Genomic DNA, 17,820 nt, shown 5'->3' with positions numbered 1-17,820 from the left:
GATCAGGGGTTGACCTTGAACTCGGTCACGGCGCCACCCTCGGTTCCCCACTTTTTGAGGGCGTCCTCGTAACCCCCCTCGGACTTGAGCTCCTTGAGCGCCTCGGCCAAGGCCTCGGCGAACTCGGTCTGGTCCTTCGGCACGACGAAGCCGTAGGGGGCGGCGTCGTACATCTGGCCGACCTGCTCGAGCTTGCCGTTGGACTGCTTGATCGCGTACGCGACGATCGGCGAGTCGGCCAGCATGGCGTCGGCGCGGCCCGAGACGACGGCGGCAGTGGCCTGGTCCTGGCCCTCGAACTGGAGGACGTTGATCTTGTTGCCGCCGCACTTCTCCTGGCGCACGGGCAGGTCGTCCTCGTCCTGGACGGTGCCGGTCTGGACGGCGACCGTCTTGCCGCAGACGTTCTCGGGGTCGATGCCCTTCGGGTTGCCCTTGGCGGTTGCCCACGTGGTGCCGGCGTTGAAGTAGCTCACCATGTTGACCTGCTCCTTGCGCTTGTCGTTGATGGTGAACGACGAGACGCCGACGTCGTACTTCTTGCCCTGGACGCCGGTGATGATCGTGTCGAACGACGAGGGCTGCCACTCGACGGTCGTGCCGAGCTTGGCGGCGACCGCGTTGAACAGGTCGACCTCCGAGCCGACGACGGTCTTGCCGTCGGCGTCGAGGAACTCGTTGGGTGCGTAGGAGGCGTCGGTGCCGACGACGATCTTCTTGGAGGACTTGATCTTCTCGGGCAGCTTCGCGGCGAGCGCGTCGTTGACCTTGACGGCCTGGGACGAACCGCCGGAGGGCTTCGCCGCGGTGCCGCCGTTGTTCGACAGCGAGTCGGAGCCGCAGGCGCTGAGTGACAGGACGGTGGCGGACAACAGGGCCGTGAGGGCCAGGGGCTTCGACTTCATGGATCCTCCAGATCGAGCAGATGGTGCGCACATCGTGCCACGCGCGGCCCGGCCCGGGAAGGAGTTTGTACGTCTCGGTACGCGGGCGTGACCCGCCTGAGACCCGCCTGAGACCGGCCGGGGCAGGTGGGGGAGGGCTCACCCTGACTCGACCCTGAATTGAGCCCAAGAGACTCAACCCCGCCTTGCGTGGGGTCGACTCAAGGTGCATAGTTGAGTTCGTGAGGCTCAAGTTGAGCCCTGAAGACTCAATCCTGAGTTACCCGATTCTTTGGAGGAACCACCATGGCTCGTGCAGTAGGCATTGACCTCGGCACCACCAACTCGGTCGTCGCCGTCCTCGAGGGCGGCGAGCCCACCGTCATCCCCAACGCCGAGGGCGCCCGCACCACGCCGTCGGTCGTCGCCTTCGCCAAGGGTGGCGAGGTCTTGGTCGGCGAGGTCGCCAAGCGCCAGGCCGTCACCAACGTCGATCGCACCATTCGTTCGGTCAAGCGCCACATGGGCACCGACTGGAACGTCGACATCGACGGCAAGAAGTACACGCCGCAGGAGATCTCGGCCCGCGTGCTCATGAAGCTCAAGCGTGACGCGGAGGCCTACCTCGGCGAGCCCGTCACCAACGCCGTGATCACCGTCCCGGCGTACTTCTCCGACGCCGAGCGCCAGGCCACCAAGGAGGCCGGCGAGGTCGCTGGCCTGACCGTCGACCGCATCGTCAACGAGCCCACTGCGGCCGCGCTGGCGTACGGCCTCGACAAGGGCGACGGCGACCAGATGGTCCTCGTGTTCGACCTCGGCGGCGGCACGTTCGACGTGTCCCTGCTCGACATCGGCACCGAGGGCGGCAAGTCGTTCTTCGAGGTCAAGGCGACCAACGGCGACAACAAGCTGGGCGGCGACGACTGGGACAACCGGATCGTCGACTGGCTGGTGTCGCAGTTCAAGAACAAGAACGGCGTCGACCTGTCCCAGGACAAGATCGCCAAGCAGCGCCTCGCCGAGGCGGCCGAGAAGGCCAAGATCGAGCTGTCGTCGGCGTCCGAGACGTCGATCAACCTGCCTTACATCACCCTCGGTGAGTCCGGCCCCCTCCACCTGGAGGAGAAGCTGACCCGCTCCGAGTTCCAGAAGATGACGGCCGACCTGCTCGACCGCTGCCGCGCGCCGTTCAATGCTGTCGTCAAGGACGCCAAGATCTCCGTCGGCGACATCGACCACGTCGTGCTCGTCGGTGGCTCGACCCGCATGCCTGCCGTGGCCGAGCTCGTCAAGGAGCTTACCGGCGGCAAGGAGCCCCACAAGGGCGTCAACCCCGATGAGGTCGTGGCCCTCGGTGCCTCGCTGCAGGCCGGCGTGCTCAAGGGTGAGGTCAAGGACGTCCTGCTGCTCGACGTGACCCCGCTGTCGCTGGGTATCGAGACCAAGGGCGGCGTGATGACCAAGATCATCGAGCGCAACACCACGATCCCGACCAAGTCGTCCGAGGTGTTCACCACGGCTGAGGACAACCAACCCTCGGTGATGATCCAGGTCTACCAGGGCGAGCGTGACTTCGCCCGCGACAACAAGTCGCTCGGCAACTTCGAGCTGACCGGACTGATGCCCGCACCGCGCGGCGTCCCGCAGGTCGAGGTCACCTTCGACATCGACGCCAACGGCATCGTCCACGTCCACGCGAAGGACCTCGCCACCGGCAAGGAGCAGTCCATGACCGTGACCGGCGGATCGGCCCTCAACAAGGAGGACATCGACCGCATGGTCAAGGACGCCGAGGCCCACGCCGAGGAGGATCGCAAGCGCCGTGAGGCCGTCGACACCAAGAACGAGGCCGACGCGCTCGTCTTCCGCACCGAGAAGCTCCTGTCGGAGAACGGTGACAAGATCGGCGACGACGTCAAGGCCCCGGTCGAGGAGTCGCTCAAGTCGCTGAAGGAGGCCGTCGAGGGCGACGACACCGACAAGATCAAATCGGCCATGGAGGACCTCAACACGAAGTCGGCCGCGATGGGCCAGGCCATGTACGCCGCAGCCGCGGCCCAGCAGCAGGCATCCTCGGAGTCCGCCGAGGGTGAGTCGGCCTCGTCGGAGTCGACCAGCTCCGAGGACGATGTCGTCGACGCCGAGATCGTCGACGACGAGAAGAACGACAACAAGTGATCCCCGCGGAGGGCCGGTCCGTCCGGCTCTCCCACCTCGGTACGCCGGGCCCGCGTGGCCCGGCGTACCGTGGGAACCCCCCGCAGAACTTCACCTGACCTGGAGAGAGACGTGTCGCACGAGAACGCAAGCACCGAGCCCGGCACCCCCGAGGGCGTCGACCCCGCCGAGGCCACGGCCGAGCAGGGCATGCCCGCCGATCCCATGGCCGAGGTGAAGACCGACACGTCCGACGACGCGGCCCCGGCCGCCGAGGCTCCCTCCGACGAGCCCGCCCCGGCGACCGCCGAGGACGACGAGGCCGCGCGGCTGCGCACCGAGCTCGACGAGCGCACCAACGACCTCAAGCGGCTGCACGCCGAATATGTGAACTACAAGCGCCGCGTCGACCGCGACCGCGACGTGTCCCGCCTGTCCGGCATCGAGGCCGTCGTGATGGATCTCGTGCCGCTGCTCGACAACCTGCGCATCGCCCGCGAGCACGAGGGCGAGCTGACCGGCGGCTTCAAGCTGCTGGCCGACGAGCTCGAGAAGGTCACCGCCAAGCACGGCCTCGAGGCCTATGGCGAGAAGGGTGACCCGTTCGACCCCCAGATCCACGACGCGCTGATGCAGGCCCCTCAGCCCGACGTCACCGAGCCGCAGTGCCTGGACGTGATGCAGGTGGGCTACCGCCTCAAGGGCCGCGTCGTGCGCCCGGCCCGCGTGGCCGTGGCCGTGCCCGCCGAGTGATCGGCACCCCCGAAGACCGCCGCTGACCCGGCCCCGCCGGTCCAGCCCCCCGAAGGACCCCAGGAGACGCCCATGAGCACCAAGGACTGGCTCGAGAAGGACTACTACAAGGTTCTCGGCGTCTCCAAGGACGCGAGTGCCGACGAGATCAAGAAGGCGTTTCGCAGAATCGCCCGCGAGAACCACCCCGACCAGAACCCCGACAACGCCGCGGCCGAGAAGCGATTCAAGGAGGCGTCGGAGGCCAACTCGGTGCTGTCCGACACCAAGAAGCGCAAGGAGTACGACGACGCCCGCCGCCTGTTCGGAGGGGGTGGCGGCTTCCGCTTCCCGCGTGGCGGCGGCAGCGGTGGCATGGGTGGGGCGCCCACCGCCGAGGACCTGTTCCGCAACGCGCAGGGTGCCGATCTGGGTGACCTGTTCGGCGGGCTGTTCGGCGGCGGCGCCCGCGGCGGGACGACGCGTACGACCGGTGGTCGCGGCCCGCGCCGCGGCACCGACGTCGAGGGTGAGGTGACCATCGACTTCGTCGACTCGGTCGACGGCACGACGGTCCCGATTCAGCTCGTCTCCGCCGAGGCCTGCAAGTCGTGCCACGGCACCGGCGCCCGCTCGGGCACCGTCCCGTCGGTCTGCGCGACCTGCCAGGGCTCCGGCATGCGCACGTCCACCTCGGGTGGCGTGTTCGCCGTCTCCGAGCCCTGCCCCGACTGCCGTGGCCGGGGCTTGGTCGTGGAGGATCCGTGCCCCGACTGCAACGGCTCCGGCCGCGGGAAGTCGACCCGTACCATGCAGGTCCGCATCCCCGCCGGCGTCTCCGACGGCCAGCGCATCCGCCTCAAGGGCAAGGGTGGCTCCGGCGAGAACGGCGGCGCGGCCGGCGACCTCTATGTGATCGTCCACGTGCGCCCGCACGGCCTGTTCGATCGCTCCGGCGACAACCTGACAATCACCGTCCCCATCACGTTCACCGAGGCGGCGCTCGGCGCCGACATCGAGGTGCCCACGCTCAAGGGGCCGAAGGTACGCCTGCGCGTGCCCGCTGGCACGCCCAACGGGCGCAAGCTGCGCGTACGCGGCCGCGGTGTCGCCCGCAAGGACGGCTCCCACGCCGACCTGATCGTCACCGTCGAGGTCGTCGTGCCCGAGTCGCTGCCCGTCGCGGCCCAGGAGGCGCTGCGCGCGTACGCCGCGGTCGCCAACGAGCCCGATCCGCGACGGAGACTCGAGTCGTGAGCCCCCGTACGCCGGGCGACGGCCTGCAGCTCGTCGACAGGGACGCGCCGATCTTCGTGATCTCGGTCGCCGCCCAGCTGTCGGGCATGCACCCCCAGACCCTGCGGTCCTACGACCGCATGGGTCTGGTCTCGCCGCGGCGTACGTCGGGGCGTGGGCGGCGCTACTCGCCGCGCGACGTCGCGAAGCTGCGCCTCATCCAGCGGCTCAGCCAGGAGGAGGGCATCAACCTCCAGGGCATCCGCCGCATCCTCGAGATGGAGGCCGAGATGGACCTGCTGCGCGACCAGGTCGACGAGCTCCGCGAGCTGCTGCGCATGGCCCACTCCGCGCCCGCCGGGTCGCGCGTGTTCACCGCCGACCAGACCGGGGGCGTGCGTCTGACCCCGGCCGAGCAGCGTGCGGCCCGCCAGTGGCGTGCTCCCCGCGCGCTCCCCGGCCGCTGAGGCGTCCATAGAGGATCATTCCGGGACTTCCGACGACGCGTGTCCGGGCGGACCCACCTAGCGTGGGGGACCTCCCGACCCCCGAAGGAAATCCACCATGAAGCTACGTGCCCTGTACGCGGTCGCGGCGGCCTCGGCCGCCGTCACCACCGCTGTCGTCGCCGTCCCGAGCGCGTCCGCCGCCGATGCCGCTGAGCAGAAGGCCTTCATCGAGCGTGTGGCCCCCATGGCCCAGGCCGACCAGGCCAAGCACGGCGTGCCTGCCTCCGTCACCATCGCGCAAGCGATCATCGAGTCCGGCTGGGGCGAGTCCGACCTCACGAAGGAGGCCCGGAACTTTTTCGGCATCAAGTGCAGGCCCGAGGGTGACAACGGCCCGTTCGCGATGAAGGAGTGCACCTTCCGCGACACCAAGGAATACATCAACGGTGAGTGGGTCGTCGTGAAGGAGCCCTTCCGTCAGTACCGCACCGACACCGACTCGTTCTACGACCATGGCTATTTCCTGAAGTCGCGCCCCTGGTATGTCGAGGCCTTCAAGCACACCGACGACGCCGATCAGTTCATCCGCGAGGTCCACAAGGGCGGATACGCCACCGATCCCGGCTATGCCGACAAGATCATCGCCAAGATGAAGCAGTACGACCTCTACCGCTACAACAAGCCGACCCCGACGCCGAAGCCCACTCCGACCCCCACCCAGACGCCGAAGCCCACCCAGACGCCGAAGCCCACCCAGGTCGTCGACAACGGCGATGCCGACCGCTTCACGGCGTCGTCGAGCTGGGGCGTCTCGGCGTACTCCTCGCAGCGCATGGGTGCGGACTATCGCTTCACCCAGCCCGAGGCCGTCGCCGACGCCGCCTGGTACAGGTTCGACGTGCCGACGAAGGGGCGCTACCGCATCGAGGTCCGTCATCCGTCCGGCTCCGGCTACTCGAAGGCGGCCCCGCACGTCGTCGTGACCTCCGCCGGCCAGAAGGTCGTGACGGTCGACCAGACCACTGGTGGCGGCACCTGGAAGTCGCTCGGCACCTACGATCTGGCCGCGGGTGACCGCGATGTCGTGGGCGTCTCGCGCTGGACCTCGGCCGAGGGCCTCGTCGTCGCCGACGCGGTGCGCATCATCCGCGTCGCCTGACTCCGACCGCGATGCGGTCTCCGTTCTCCGAGCGAGCGCCAGCGAGACGAGGAGCTCCTCGTCTTCGGCCGCAGGCGGCCTTCGCTCGGGGAGCGGGGGTGGGCTTCCGATGGTGTGGGATCATGGATGGCTGTGTCGACCGAACGTGAAGTGCACCAGTCCCGCCCGGACACGCTGTCCGAGGTGGAGGGATTCCGTCGCTTCATGCAGGAGTACAAGTTCGGCCTCGACGAGGTCATGACGAAGATCAACATCCTGCGTGAAGACCTGCTGTCGGGGCCGGGCGACTGTCCGATCGAACACGTCTCGGCCCGGCTCAAGACGCCTGAGTCGCTGCTCCGCAAGGCCACGCTGCTCGGGGTGCCGCTCACGCTGGAGGCCTTCGCCGACCACATCCCCGACCTGGCCGGCGTACGTGTGGTCGTGTCGTTCCTGTCCGACGTGTCATCGGTGCGCGACATGATCCTGCAGCAGCCCGACATCCACCTCGTCGAGCTGAAGGACTATGTGAACAACCCCAAGCCGAACGGCTACCGGTCGCTGCACCTCATCGTGGACACGCCCGTCCACCTGGCGTCGGGACCGACTACGAGCCGGGTGGAGATCCAGATCCGCACCTCGGCGATGGACTTCTGGGCGGCGCTGCAGCACAAGATCAACTACAAGTACGTCGGCCAGGTGCCACCCACGCTGCTGGAGGAGCTCACCTCCGCCGCAGACGTGGCCATGCGCCTGGACGAGAAGATGCAGGCGCTGCACCGGGAGATGCATCCGGGCTGATGTCAGCCCCAGCCGCCCAGGGCCGCTCGATGGCGCCCAACGCCCCGTCGACCAGCGCCGCGCACTGGCGGGCCCGCAGGTCGTCCACGGCGCGTGCCACGACCTCGGTGTAGAGCCCCGGCTTGTCGTCGAAATACTTGTGGACCTCACCAAGCAGGTGAGTCTGACTCACCAGTGATCCGAAGGAGAAGCATGAGCACCGAGTGGACTGACCACGCGATCTTCTGGCACGTCTTCCCGCTGGGCTTCACCGGCGCCCAGGCCGCCGGCGACGAGGGCCACCGCTTCGGCCATATGGGCGCCTGGCTCGACCACGCCGTCGAGCTCGGCGCGTCGGGGCTGCTGCTCGGCCCGGTGTTCGCCTCCGAGTCGCACGGCTACGACACCACCGACCACCTCCGCATCGACCCGCGCCTGGGCGACGACGCCGACTTCGACGCGTTCGTCGCCGAGGCGAAGGGCCGCGGCCTGCGCATCGTCCTCGACGGCGTCTTCAACCACGTCGGCCGCTCGTTCGGCCACGAGGACTGGTGGAAGCGCTCGCCCGAGGGGCACCCCTGGTGCTTCGAGGGCCACGACGCGCTCGTCGAGCTCGACCACGCCAACCCGGAGGTGCATGCGTACGTCGCCGACGTGATGAGGCACTGGCTGCGCCGTGGCGTCGACGGCTGGCGCCTAGACGCGGCGTACGCCACCCCGGCCGAGTTCTGGACCCACGTGCTGCCCCCGGTCCGCGAGGAGTTCCCCGACGCATGGTTCGTCGGCGAGGTCATCCACGGCGACTACCCGGGCATCGTGCAGGCCTCGACGATGGACTCCGTCACCGATTACGAGCTGTGGAAGGCCACCTGGTCGTCGATCACCGACAAGAACCTCTTCGAGCTCGACTGGGCGCTGCAGCGCCACAACAGCTTCCTCGACACGTTCGTGCCGCTGACGTTCGTCGGCAACCACGACGTGACCCGCATCGCCACGAAGGTCGGCGCGGACGGCGCCGTCGTCGCCACCACCGTGCTGATGACGGTCGGCGGCGTCCCGTCGGTCTACTACGGCGACGAGTACGCCTACGCCGGTGAGAAGTACGAGCGCGTCGGCGGTGACGACGAGGTCCGGCCGCTCATGCCCGCGACCCCCGACGAGGTCGCGCTCGGCCACGAGATGCTCCGCACCCACCAAGAGCTCATCGGCATCCGCCGCCGCAACCCCTGGCTCGTGCGTGCCCGCACCGAGAAGCTCGCGCTCACCAACACCGAGATGACGTACGCCTGCCACGGCCCGGCGGGGGAGCGGCTCGAGGTCGCGATCAGCCTCGACCCCGTGTCGGTGGTGGTCCGCGACGGCTCCGGGGAGCTGTTCCGCCGCTGAGGTGACACATGTCATGGCGGGGCCGTGAGCGGCTCATCCGAAGCCGTGAGCCCACGCACCGGGCAGGTCGCCGAACCGACCCCACGATGGAGATGTCTTTACGAGAAGGAGCCATCCCCATGATCGAGACCCTGCATCAGTTCACCGCACAGCTCCCGCCCCCTCTCCAATGGCTGGGGGTCCTCGTGCTGTCGATGATCCCGCTGGTGGAGTCCCACTTCGCGGCCACGTTGGGCGTGGTGGCCGGGCTGCCGCTGCCGCTGGCGGTCCTGCTCGCCGCCGCGGGCAACCTGGCGGTCATCACCCTGCTGGTGCGCGGCGCGACCGGCGTACGCAATCGCCTCACCGCCGGCCGTGACGAGACGCCGCGCCAGGCGAAGATCCGCCGCGCCCTCGACCGCTGGGGGCTGATCCCCGTCTGCCTCTTCGGCCAGATGGTCGTCCCCAACCAGATCGTGGCCCCCACGCTCGTCGGCCTCGGCGCCCGCCCGGAGCGGGTCGTGCGCTGGACCGCCGCCGGCATCGCGCTGTGGGCGCTCGTCTTCGGTGGCCTCGCCGTCGCCGGGGTCAGCTTCCTGGTCTGATCAACGGGGACTGGTGGCGCACGCGTCGGCCGGGGACAATCGACACATGCCCGACCGCGAGCCACTCGTCGAGGAGCTCGACGCGGCCGAGTCACGCTGGGAACCCCCGGTGTGGCTCGCGCCGTTGGTCGTCCTTGTGGCCGCGGTGGTCGCCCTGGCGGTCCTCGTCGTCCCGCCGGCGATGCGCTGGCTCGCTCCGGTCGTGGTGACCCAGCAACAGCTCGGTGCGGTGTTCGAGCCCCGGCTCACCGTCGGGGAGACGTCGTGGGCGTGGCCCTACCAGGACCGCGCGGGCACGCTCGGCGCGGGCTTCTGCGAGGGTGCCATGGCCCAGACGTTCGCGCCCGTCGAGCAGATCTGGGTCGCCGAGAGCGAGAAGGACTCCGGGGTGGTGTTCAGCGGCGCGTTCGCCGACGGCCCGGCCGCGCAGGACGCGTACGAGACGCTCGTCGACCGCTACGAGGGCTGCGGCGCCGAGTGGTTGAAGGTCACCGCCAGCGGCGAGCGGGAGATCGACGGCGCGGTGCTGCGCGGGTTCTCCATCGAGTCGGTGGGGCGGTTCCGGTTCCAGACGCTGCGGCGCGAGCTGAGGTTCGTGCGCTACGGCAATACCGTCGCGATCTTCGTGGGCGAGCGTGTGCCCGCCGACGACGACCTCGCCGCCGCCTGGCGCGGTGGCGTACGCCGGGCGGCCGGGCGCTGAGCCAGCCCCGCGGCTCGTACGCGCAGGTCTGGGCGATGGTCACGCGAACGGGTCGTACTCCACGCCGACGACCAGGTGCTTCACGGTGCCGTCGGGCAGGCGTACGTCGATCTTCATCCCGTCGGCGAGCTGGCGCCCACGTCGCGTCTCGACCTCGCCGTCGACCTTCACCCGGCCGCCCTGGATCCACTCGCGCGCCTCGCCGCCGGTGTCGGCCAGCCCGACGTACTTGAGGAATTGCCCGAGGCGGATGGGTTCAGTCATGGCGTCATTCTCCCGTACGCGGCGGCAGGCCCAGCAGCGGACGCAGGTCCTCGAGCGAGGGCACCTCGTGGTCGGCGTCGTCGTCGACCGGCATGTCCGGGTTCTCCAGCATCACCGCGCGGATTCCCGCGCCGTGGGCCGCGACGGCGTCGATCGGCCGGTCGCCGACGGCCAGGCAGTCGGCCGGGTCGAGGCCGTGGCGCTCCAGCAGGACGCTGAACATCGTCGGGTCAGGCTTGCGCGGGTAGCCGTCACCCGCCGACACGAGGTCGTCGACGACCAGCCCCAGACCCGACAGAAGCGACGTCGCGCTCGCCCGGTCGCGGTGGGTGACCACCAGGTTCAGCCCGCCCGCGGCGCGTACGTCGGCGAGCAGCCTGCGCGCCCCCGGCATCGCGGGTGCGGGCTCGGTCTCCCAGCGGCGCTTCAGGTCGGTGTTGGCCTGCGCGAGCTCGTCGCGGTCGATGGCGTACCGCTCGGCGAGCGCGTCGATCGCCTCGTCGGTCGACCGGCGCGTCAGTCGCGCCACCTCGAGCAGGTCGATCGCGTGGCCGTGGCGCCTGACGACCGCGGCCAGGGCCGCGTCCAGCTGGGGATAGGTGTCGACGAGCGTCCCGCCCTGGTCCCAGAAGAGGTGCCGGTACATGCCACAAGTCTCCCACCGGCCCCGGTGGCGTCCGGGACGGGGAAGGCGTGTGGACACGTCCGCGGGGTCGACCATATGGTCGCGACGTGAGTGACGACGACACCCGCGCCGGCAACACCCGTGCGCTCGAGCAGGGCATCCACACCGACCTTCGCCGGCAGATGACCTACGGCTCCTACCTGGGCCTCGACACGCTGCTGGCCTCCCAGCACCCGGTGTCGCAGCCCGAGCACCACGACGAGCTGCTGTTCATCATCCAACACCAGACCTCCGAGCTGTGGCTGAAGCTGATGCTCCACGAGATCCGCTCGGCGATGGAGCTGCTGGCGCGCGACGAGATGCGTATCTCCCTCAAGCGCGTCGCCCGCGTCAAGCACATCCAGCGCACCCTCACCGAGCAGTGGTCGGTGCTGGCGACCCTCACCCCCACCGAGTACGCCGAGTTCCGCAGCTTCCTCGGCAAGGCGTCGGGGTTCCAGTCGTGGCAGTACCGCGCCGTGGAGTTCGCGCTCGGCAACAAGCACCGCGGCATGCTCAAGGTCCACGAGTCCGACCCTGCCGCGCACGCCGTCCTCGCCGAGGTGCTCGAGGCGCCGAGCCTGTACGACGAGTTCCTGCGCTGCCTCGCCCGCCGCGGGTACGCGATCCCCGCCTCCGTGCTCGAGCGTGACGTGACGGTCGCCCACGTGATGGACGACGACCTCGTGCGCGTGCTCACCGACATCTACGAGAACGCCGAGGACCACTGGGACGTCTACGAGGCCTGCGAGGAGCTCGTCGACCTCGAGGAGAACTTCCAGCAGTGGCGCTTCCGCCACCTCAAGACCGTGCAGCGCACCATCGGCATGAAGACCGGCACCGGCGGCTCGTCAGGCGTCGGCTTCCTCCAGCGCGCGCTCGACCTCACGTTCTTCCCCGAGCTGTACGCGGTACGCACCGAGATCCGCGACCTGCCGAACCCGTTCTCCGAGCGAGCTGCTGTTTCCCCGGCCTCCGAGCGAGCGCAACGAGACGAGGAGTGACCATGGACCTTCGTGCCCGCGCCGCAGAGCTCGACGCCGCAGACCCCCTGGCCCGCACCCGTGACCTGTTCGTCCCTATGGGCGAGGGCGAGACAGCCGTGCAGGCGTACCTCGACGGCAACTCGCTCGGTCGCCCGCTGAAGGCGACACAGCGACGGATCAACGAGCTGATCGAGGGAGCTTGGGGCACGCGCCTGATCCGCTCGTGGGACGAGCAGTGGATGGACCTGCCGCTGCGGCTCGGCGACGAGCTCGGCCGGGTGTGCCTGGGTGCGGCCGCCGGCCAGACTGTGATCGGTGACTCGACGACCGTCATGCTCTACAAGCTGCTGCGCGCCGCAGTGGCCGCCGCGCCGCAGGGCCGCGACCAGCTCGTCGTCGACACCGAGAACTTCCCGACCGACCGCTACGTCGCCGAGGGGGTGGCCCGCGAGCACGGCCTGGAGCTGGTCTGGATCACCCCCGACCCCGATGCGGGGGTCACGCTCGGCCAGGTGACCGAGGCGCTGACCGAGCGCACGGCCGTCGTGCTGCTGTCGCACGTGGCGTACAAGTCCGCGTACGTCGCCGACCTGCCCGCCATCACCGCGGCCTGCCATGATGCCGGCGCGCTGGTGCTGTGGGACCTGTGCCACTCCGCCGGGGTCGTCGTCTCCGACCTCGACGCCCACGACGTCGACCTGGCGGTGGGCTGCACGTACAAGTTCCTCAACGGCGGCCCCGGCGCCCCGGCGTTCGGCTACGTGACCGCGCGCCTGCAGGAGCGGCTGGTGCAGCCGATCCAGGGCTGGATGGGCCACGCCGACCCGTTCGAGATGGGCCCCGGCTATGCGCCGGGGCAGGGCATGCGCAGGTTCATCTCCGGTACGCCGCCGGTGCTCGGCATGGTCGGCATCGCCGACACCGTGGCCCTGATCGACGAGGTCGGTCTGGGCACGGTGCGCGAGAAGGCCGCCACGCTCGGTGAGTTCGTCGTGGAGGCGGCCGACGCGCTGCCCGGCGTGCGCGTGGTCTCGCCGCGCGACCGCGACGTCCGCGGCGGGCACGTCACCCTGTCCCACCCGCGGGCCCGGGAGATGTGTGCCGAGTTGTGGTCGCGCGAGGTCGTCCCCGACTTCCGCAACCCCGACGGCATCCGGCTGGGTCTGTCGCCGTTGTCCACGTCGTACGCCGAGGTCGCCGCCGCGCTCGACGTGATCGCGGACGTCGCCGCCGCGTACGCCTGATGCCGTCGTTCCGCGCCACCCTGCAGATCCTCGACCTGCGCCCGGGCCACCGGCCCGAGGAGGTGCTCGACCGCGCGGTGGAGGCCGTCGGCAGCCGCACCACGGTGGAGGCGAAGGACGTCGACATCCGCCGCGGCGTACCGCAGATCCTCGTGCGTTTCACCGTGGCGAACTCGTCGGACGCCGAGGAGGTCAGCGACGCCCATGCGTGCGCCGAGGCCATGCGCGAGCATGTCGCGGTCGTCGCGCGCACCGGTCGCTTGCAGGTGCTGCGCCGTGTGAAGGGACGCTGGGTCCCGCGCTGATCGGGTCGATCAGCGACGGGTCGAGGTGGACGTCGCGGGTGCGACGGCGACGGCACGATTCGAAGCGATCCGAGGTGTGCCTCTTGCCACATGTCGCAGGCTCTCGACGGGCGACGCCAGACGTGCGTTCTGGTATCCGGGACCCCTGTGGTCTCCTGTCGGAGGCGTGGGGCAGTCTGGTGTCTGGCCCCGGTCAGGGTTGATCGAAGTGGATAGTTCGCATAGGTCACGCCTATCGCAAGGATTGTCACAAACGATTGACTCTGGCTGTCAAACTTTGCCGGTTTGATATACGATTCTTATCGAAAGCAGTCCACCACTGACGAAGGAGACAGACCCAGATGTCGCTCATCAACACCAAGATCCTCCCGTTCAAGACCATGGCCTTCAAGGCCACCGAGAAGGACTTCGTCGAGGTCTCCGACGCCGACGTGCTCGGCAAGTGGGCCGTGTTCATCTTCTACCCGGCCGACTTCACCTTCGTCTGCCCGACCGAGCTCGCCGACATGGCCGAGATCTACGAGGAGCTCAAGGGTCTTGACGTCGAGGTCTTCGCCGTCTCGACCGACTCCCACTTCGTGCACAAGGCCTGGCACGACGCCTCCGCAGAGATCAGCAAGATTAACTACTACATGCTGAACGACTCCAACGGCGTCATCACGAACAACTTTCAGAACATGCGTGAGGGCGCCGGCCAGGCCGACCGTGCCACGTTCATCATCGACCCCGATGGCGTCATCCAGGCCATGGAGGTCACCTGCGAGGGCGTTGGTCGTCGCGCCGAGGACACGCTGCGCAAGGTCAAGGCCGCCCAGTACGTCCGCAACCACCCGGGCGAGGTCTGCCCCGCCAAGTGGGAAGAGGCCGAGAACGCCCAGACGCTGAAGCCGGGCATCGACCTCGTGGGCAAGATCTGATTCAGGTCTGATCACCACCGCTCTCCGAGCGAGCGCAGCGAGACGAGGAGTCCGCTGCGCTCGCTGGAGGCGGGACACCTGAGGTCTGAACATCGCTGGCTCTTCGGCCCGGCCGAATCGCTTGCCGCGTCCAGAACTCGAACCTGTCAAGACCGTACGCCGGACCCGGCGTACATCGGCGTACCCATTTGGAGGAAACGTGCTCGACCAAGACCTCATCGCCCAGCTGAAGCAGCTCCTGGAGAACGTGCGCGAGCCGATCGAACTGCAGTCCTCGCTCGACGACTCCCTGCCCAAGTCGAAGGACATGGCGGAGCTGCTCGACGAGATCGCCGCGTGCTCCGACAAGGTGACCCACAAGCGGGTCGACGACGACGAACGCAAGCCGTCGTTCGCGATCGTCCGCCCGAGCCAGCCGGAGATCGCCGTACGCTTCGCCGGTCTCCCGCTCGGCCACGAGTTCTCGTCGCTGGTCCTGGCACTGCTGCAGGTCGGCGGCCACCCGGTCAAGGAGTCCGAGGACATCGTCGAGGCGGTCAAGAACCTGCCCGGCGAGTACGAGTTCGTCACCTACATGTCGCTGTCGTGCCAGAACTGCCCGACCGTCGTGCAGGCGCTCAACGCGATGGCCGTGCTGAACCCGAACATCAAGCACACCGCCGTCGAGGGGTCGCTGTTCCAGAGCGAGGTCGAGGAGCGCCGCATCATGGCCGTCCCGACCATCTACCTGAACGGTGAGGAGTTCGGCTCCGGCCGCATGGACATCGCCGACTTCGTCGCCAAGCTGGACCACGGTGCGGCCGAGCGCGCCTCGAAGGGCCTCGACGAGAAGGATCCCTTCGACGTGCTCGTCGTCGGCGGTGGCCCCGCCGGCGCCGCGGCCGCGATCTACTCGGCCCGCAAGGGCATCCGCACCGGCATCGCCGGCGAGCGCATCGGCGGTCAGGTCCTCGACACCATGTCCATCGAGAACCTGATCTCCGTTCCCTACACCGAGGGGCCGCAGCTGGCCGCCGCGCTCGAGGACCACATGTCGCGCTACGAGATGGACGTCATGAAGTCCGTCCGCGCCGAGAAGCTCGTGCCCGCCTCCGAGGAGGGTGGCCTCCACAAGGTCGTCTTCGAAGGTGGCGGCGAGCTGCAGGCCAAGAACGTCATCATCTCCACGGGCGCGCGCTGGCGTACGCTCGGCGTCCCCGGCGAGCAGGAGTACCGCAACAAGGGCGTCACGTTCTGTCCCCACTGCGACGGCCCGCTGTTCAAGGGCAAGCCGATCGCCGTCATCGGCGGCGGCAACTCCGGTGTCGAGGCCGCGATCGACCTCGCCGGTGTCGTCGGCCACGTGACCGTCGTCGAGTTCCTCGACGAGCTCAAGGCCGACACCGTCCTGCTCCGCAAGCTCGAGTCGCTGTCGAACGTCGACGTCATCACGTCGGCGCGTACCACCGAGGTCGTCGGTGATGGCGGCCAGGTGACGGGCCTGAAGTACGAGGACCGCACCTCCGGTGAGGAGAAGCAGATCGACGTCACCGGCGTCTTCGTCCAGATCGGCCTGCTGCCGGTGACGGAGTGGCTGAAGGACTCCGGCGTCGAGATGACCGAGCGCCACGAGGTCAAGGTCGACGACCGCACCGCCACCAACATCCCCGGCATCTTCGCGGCCGGTGACTGCACCACCGTGCCGTACAAGCAGATCGTGATCTCGATGGGCCAGGGCGCCACCGCCGCGCTCGCGGCCTTCGACCACATGATCCGCCAGGCGCCCGCCCAGGTCGGCAGCGAGCCCGCCGACACCGGCGAGCGCGACAACGTGCCGAACGAGTCCAGCCTCGCGTGAACCTCCGAGACCTGGAATACCTGGTCGCGCTCGACGAGCACCGTCACTTCGGTCGGGCGGCGTCGGCTGCGTACGTCTCGCAGCCGACGCTGTCCACCCAGCTCAAGAAGCTGGAGGCCGAGCTGGGGGTCGACCTCATCGAGCGCGGCTCCCGGCAGGTCCTGTTCACCGCCGCCGGTGAGCGGGTCGTACGCCGGGCCCGGCGCGTGCTCGCCGAGGTCGAGGAGATCCGGCAGATCGCGCAGCGTGCGCAGTCGCCCCACGCGGGGTCGGTGCGGATCGGCGCCTTCCCGACGCTCGCTCCGTACCTGCTGCCGCACATCGTCGGACCGCTTCACCAGGCGTTCCCCGACCTCGAGCTGCTGCTCACCGAGGACAAGACCGAGGTGCTGCTGGACTCGCTGCGGGCGGGATCGCTGGACGCCGCGCTCGTCGCGCTGCCCGTGCTGGACGAGTCGCTGCACGTCGAGCCGCTGCTGCGCGAGGACTTCCTCCTCGCCGCACCCGCCGACCACGAGATGGCCACCGCCGGACCGGTCGCGTCCGCCGACCTGGCCAGCGAGGACCTCCTCCTGCTCAGCGACGGCCACTGCCTGCGCGACCAGGCGCTCGCGGTGTGCAAGCTGTCCGGCGCGCAGGAGCGACGCGGGTTCCAGGCCACGTCGCTGGAGACGCTGCGCCACATGGTTGCGTCCGGCGTGGGTGTCACGCTCCTGCCGCGGCTGGCGGTCTCGTCCCCCGTCCAGCCGAACCCCGGGCTGGTGCTGCGCGAGTTCGTCGACCCCGCACCCCACCGTGACATCGCGCTCGTCTGGCGGCGTACGCACGTCCACCGCGACCTGCTCGTCGACGTCGCCGCGGCACTGCGCGAGGCCGCGGTCCGCATGCCGGTCACGGTTCTGGACTGAGCTGCGCGAGCTCGATCGTCCCGACGCCGCGACGACACGCCCGTGCGGGCGCTTCTGGAGGCCGGATGGGGACGATCGGGCTCAGTCGTGCGGCAGGAGCATCGTCACCGTCAGCGTGGTGGGCTCGACGGCCTTCACGGCGTGGCGCAGCATCGGCGTCAGGTGGAGCACCTCACCGGGCTGCAGCTCGATCGTGCGGTCGGGCAGCGTGAACTCGACGCGGCCGCGCATCACCTGGATCAGGACGGGGTGACGCGCCGCGTGCTCGCGCAGCTCGTCACCGGCGGCGAACTCGAACGCGACGATCTTGGCGCTGTCGTTGTCGAGGACGGCCTTCGCACCGGGGCGCCCGTTGCGGCCGGTGGACTGGCCGACGATCTCGCGCACCTCGGTGGTGGTGCCCTCGTCGGTGCCGGCGCGCCGGCTCTGGTCGACGTGGCCCTCGGTGGGGTCCTGCTCGGTCATGGTTCCTCCTCGTGTCCGGTCCCTCGACCTTAGGAGTCGCGTACGCGCCTCCGACCGGCGGGCCCGATGCTGGTGGCGTCACGCCCCAGGCGCCGCCCGACGTGGACCGACGGTCAAGTCCCGGGTAGTGGTGTAGCGGTGGGTGTTCCTTCGTTGGGGGTCAGGCTGTGAGAGCGGG

Annotated in this window: 19 protein-coding genes; 15 read left to right on the top strand and 4 right to left on the bottom strand. The window is 69.2% G+C overall.

Translation table 11 applies throughout. The features are described 5' to 3' along the window. Positions 1–2: 2 nt before the first annotated feature. Complete coding sequence (locus tag ACYVGD_RS02185; protein WP_460741337.1) at positions 3–905, bottom strand: ABC transporter substrate-binding protein; 903 nt, start codon at positions 903–905, stop codon at positions 3–5. Between the two features lie 285 nt (positions 906–1,190). Here ACYVGD_RS02185 and dnaK point away from each other — a divergent pair, with 285 nt between their 5' ends. From dnaK to ACYVGD_RS02140, 9 genes are all read left to right on the top strand, one after another. Beyond that, positions 1,191–3,065, top strand: a complete 1,875-nt coding sequence (dnaK, locus tag ACYVGD_RS02180; protein ID WP_460741336.1) for a molecular chaperone DnaK — start codon at positions 1,191–1,193, stop codon at positions 3,063–3,065. Positions 3,066–3,176: 111 nt separating this feature from the next. Next, the gene (gene grpE, locus ACYVGD_RS02175) at positions 3,177–3,797 is read left to right on the top strand and encodes a nucleotide exchange factor GrpE (RefSeq protein ID WP_460741335.1); all 621 of its coding nucleotides are present in this window, start codon (positions 3,177–3,179) and stop codon (positions 3,795–3,797) included. A 72-nt stretch (positions 3,798–3,869) separates the two neighbouring features. Continuing rightward, positions 3,870–5,033 (top strand): molecular chaperone DnaJ, encoded by a 1,164-nt coding sequence (dnaJ, locus tag ACYVGD_RS02170; protein WP_460741334.1) that lies wholly within the window; start codon positions 3,870–3,872, stop codon positions 5,031–5,033. Then, the gene (locus ACYVGD_RS02165) at positions 5,030–5,479 is read left to right on the top strand and encodes a heat shock protein transcriptional repressor HspR (protein ID WP_460741333.1); all 450 of its coding nucleotides are present in this window, start codon (positions 5,030–5,032) and stop codon (positions 5,477–5,479) included. The genes dnaJ and ACYVGD_RS02165 overlap by 4 nt, the downstream gene beginning before the upstream one ends. A 97-nt stretch (positions 5,480–5,576) precedes the next feature. Continuing rightward, positions 5,577–6,620, top strand: a complete 1,044-nt coding sequence (locus ACYVGD_RS02160; protein WP_460741332.1) for a golvesin C-terminal-like domain-containing protein — start codon at positions 5,577–5,579, stop codon at positions 6,618–6,620. A 126-nt stretch (positions 6,621–6,746) separates the two neighbouring features. Continuing rightward, entirely contained in the window at positions 6,747–7,400 is a 654-nt protein-coding gene (locus tag ACYVGD_RS02155) for a GTP pyrophosphokinase (protein ID WP_460741331.1), read from the top strand. Positions 7,401–7,592: 192 nt separating this feature from the next. Then, positions 7,593–8,765 carry an alpha-amylase family protein gene (locus ACYVGD_RS02150; protein ID WP_460741330.1) on the top strand — a complete coding sequence of 391 codons (1,173 nt, stop codon included), beginning with the start codon at positions 7,593–7,595 and terminating at the stop codon, positions 8,763–8,765. Positions 8,766–8,884: 119 nt separating this feature from the next. Then, entirely contained in the window at positions 8,885–9,349 is a 465-nt protein-coding gene (locus ACYVGD_RS02145) for a hypothetical protein (protein ID WP_460741329.1), read from the top strand. Between the two features lie 46 nt (positions 9,350–9,395). Further along, the gene (locus ACYVGD_RS02140) at positions 9,396–10,052 is read left to right on the top strand and encodes a hypothetical protein (protein WP_460741328.1); all 657 of its coding nucleotides are present in this window, start codon (positions 9,396–9,398) and stop codon (positions 10,050–10,052) included. A 39-nt stretch (positions 10,053–10,091) separates the two neighbouring features. Here the strand turns inward: ACYVGD_RS02140 and ACYVGD_RS02135 are convergent, their stop codons facing one another. Beyond that, on the bottom strand, positions 10,092–10,316 hold the full coding sequence (locus tag ACYVGD_RS02135) for an RNA-binding S4 domain-containing protein (RefSeq protein WP_460741327.1): 225 nt from the start codon (positions 10,314–10,316) through the stop codon (positions 10,092–10,094). A 4-nt stretch (positions 10,317–10,320) separates the two neighbouring features. After that, on the bottom strand, positions 10,321–10,962 hold the full coding sequence (locus tag ACYVGD_RS02130) for an HAD-IA family hydrolase (protein ID WP_460741326.1): 642 nt from the start codon (positions 10,960–10,962) through the stop codon (positions 10,321–10,323). 86 nt (positions 10,963–11,048) lie between these two features. Here ACYVGD_RS02130 and kynA point away from each other — a divergent pair, with 86 nt between their 5' ends. From kynA to ACYVGD_RS02100, 6 genes are all read left to right on the top strand, one after another. Then, entirely contained in the window at positions 11,049–11,984 is a 936-nt protein-coding gene (gene kynA / locus ACYVGD_RS02125) for a tryptophan 2,3-dioxygenase (protein ID WP_460741325.1), read from the top strand. Between the two features lie 2 nt (positions 11,985–11,986). Continuing rightward, a complete protein-coding gene (locus tag ACYVGD_RS02120; RefSeq protein WP_460741324.1) occupies positions 11,987–13,210 on the top strand; it encodes a kynureninase in 1,224 nt (407 codons plus the stop codon). Continuing rightward, a complete protein-coding gene (locus ACYVGD_RS02115) occupies positions 13,210–13,515 on the top strand; it encodes a hypothetical protein (protein WP_460741323.1) in 306 nt (101 codons plus the stop codon). Before ACYVGD_RS02120 ends, ACYVGD_RS02115 begins: the two co-directional genes overlap by 1 nt. 341 nt (positions 13,516–13,856) lie before the next feature. After that, entirely contained in the window at positions 13,857–14,432 is a 576-nt protein-coding gene (gene ahpC, locus ACYVGD_RS02110) for an alkyl hydroperoxide reductase subunit C (protein WP_460741322.1), read from the top strand. Positions 14,433–14,631: 199 nt separating this feature from the next. Then, entirely contained in the window at positions 14,632–16,269 is a 1,638-nt protein-coding gene (gene ahpF / locus ACYVGD_RS02105; protein ID WP_460741321.1) for an alkyl hydroperoxide reductase subunit F, read from the top strand. Further along, positions 16,266–17,177, top strand: a complete 912-nt coding sequence (locus tag ACYVGD_RS02100; RefSeq protein WP_460741320.1) for a LysR substrate-binding domain-containing protein — start codon at positions 16,266–16,268, stop codon at positions 17,175–17,177. Before ahpF ends, ACYVGD_RS02100 begins: the two co-directional genes overlap by 4 nt. 81 nt (positions 17,178–17,258) lie before the next feature. Here ACYVGD_RS02100 and ACYVGD_RS02095 read toward each other — a convergent pair whose 3' ends face one another. Continuing rightward, positions 17,259–17,642 (bottom strand): cupin domain-containing protein, encoded by a 384-nt coding sequence (locus tag ACYVGD_RS02095; protein WP_460741319.1) that lies wholly within the window; start codon positions 17,640–17,642, stop codon positions 17,259–17,261. Between the last annotated feature and the right edge of the window lie 178 nt (positions 17,643–17,820).

It is taken from the genome of Mariniluteicoccus endophyticus, assembly GCF_054780035.1.
The sequence above is the reverse complement of the archived record's forward strand: the minus strand, read 5'-3'. Positions and strand labels throughout refer to the sequence as shown.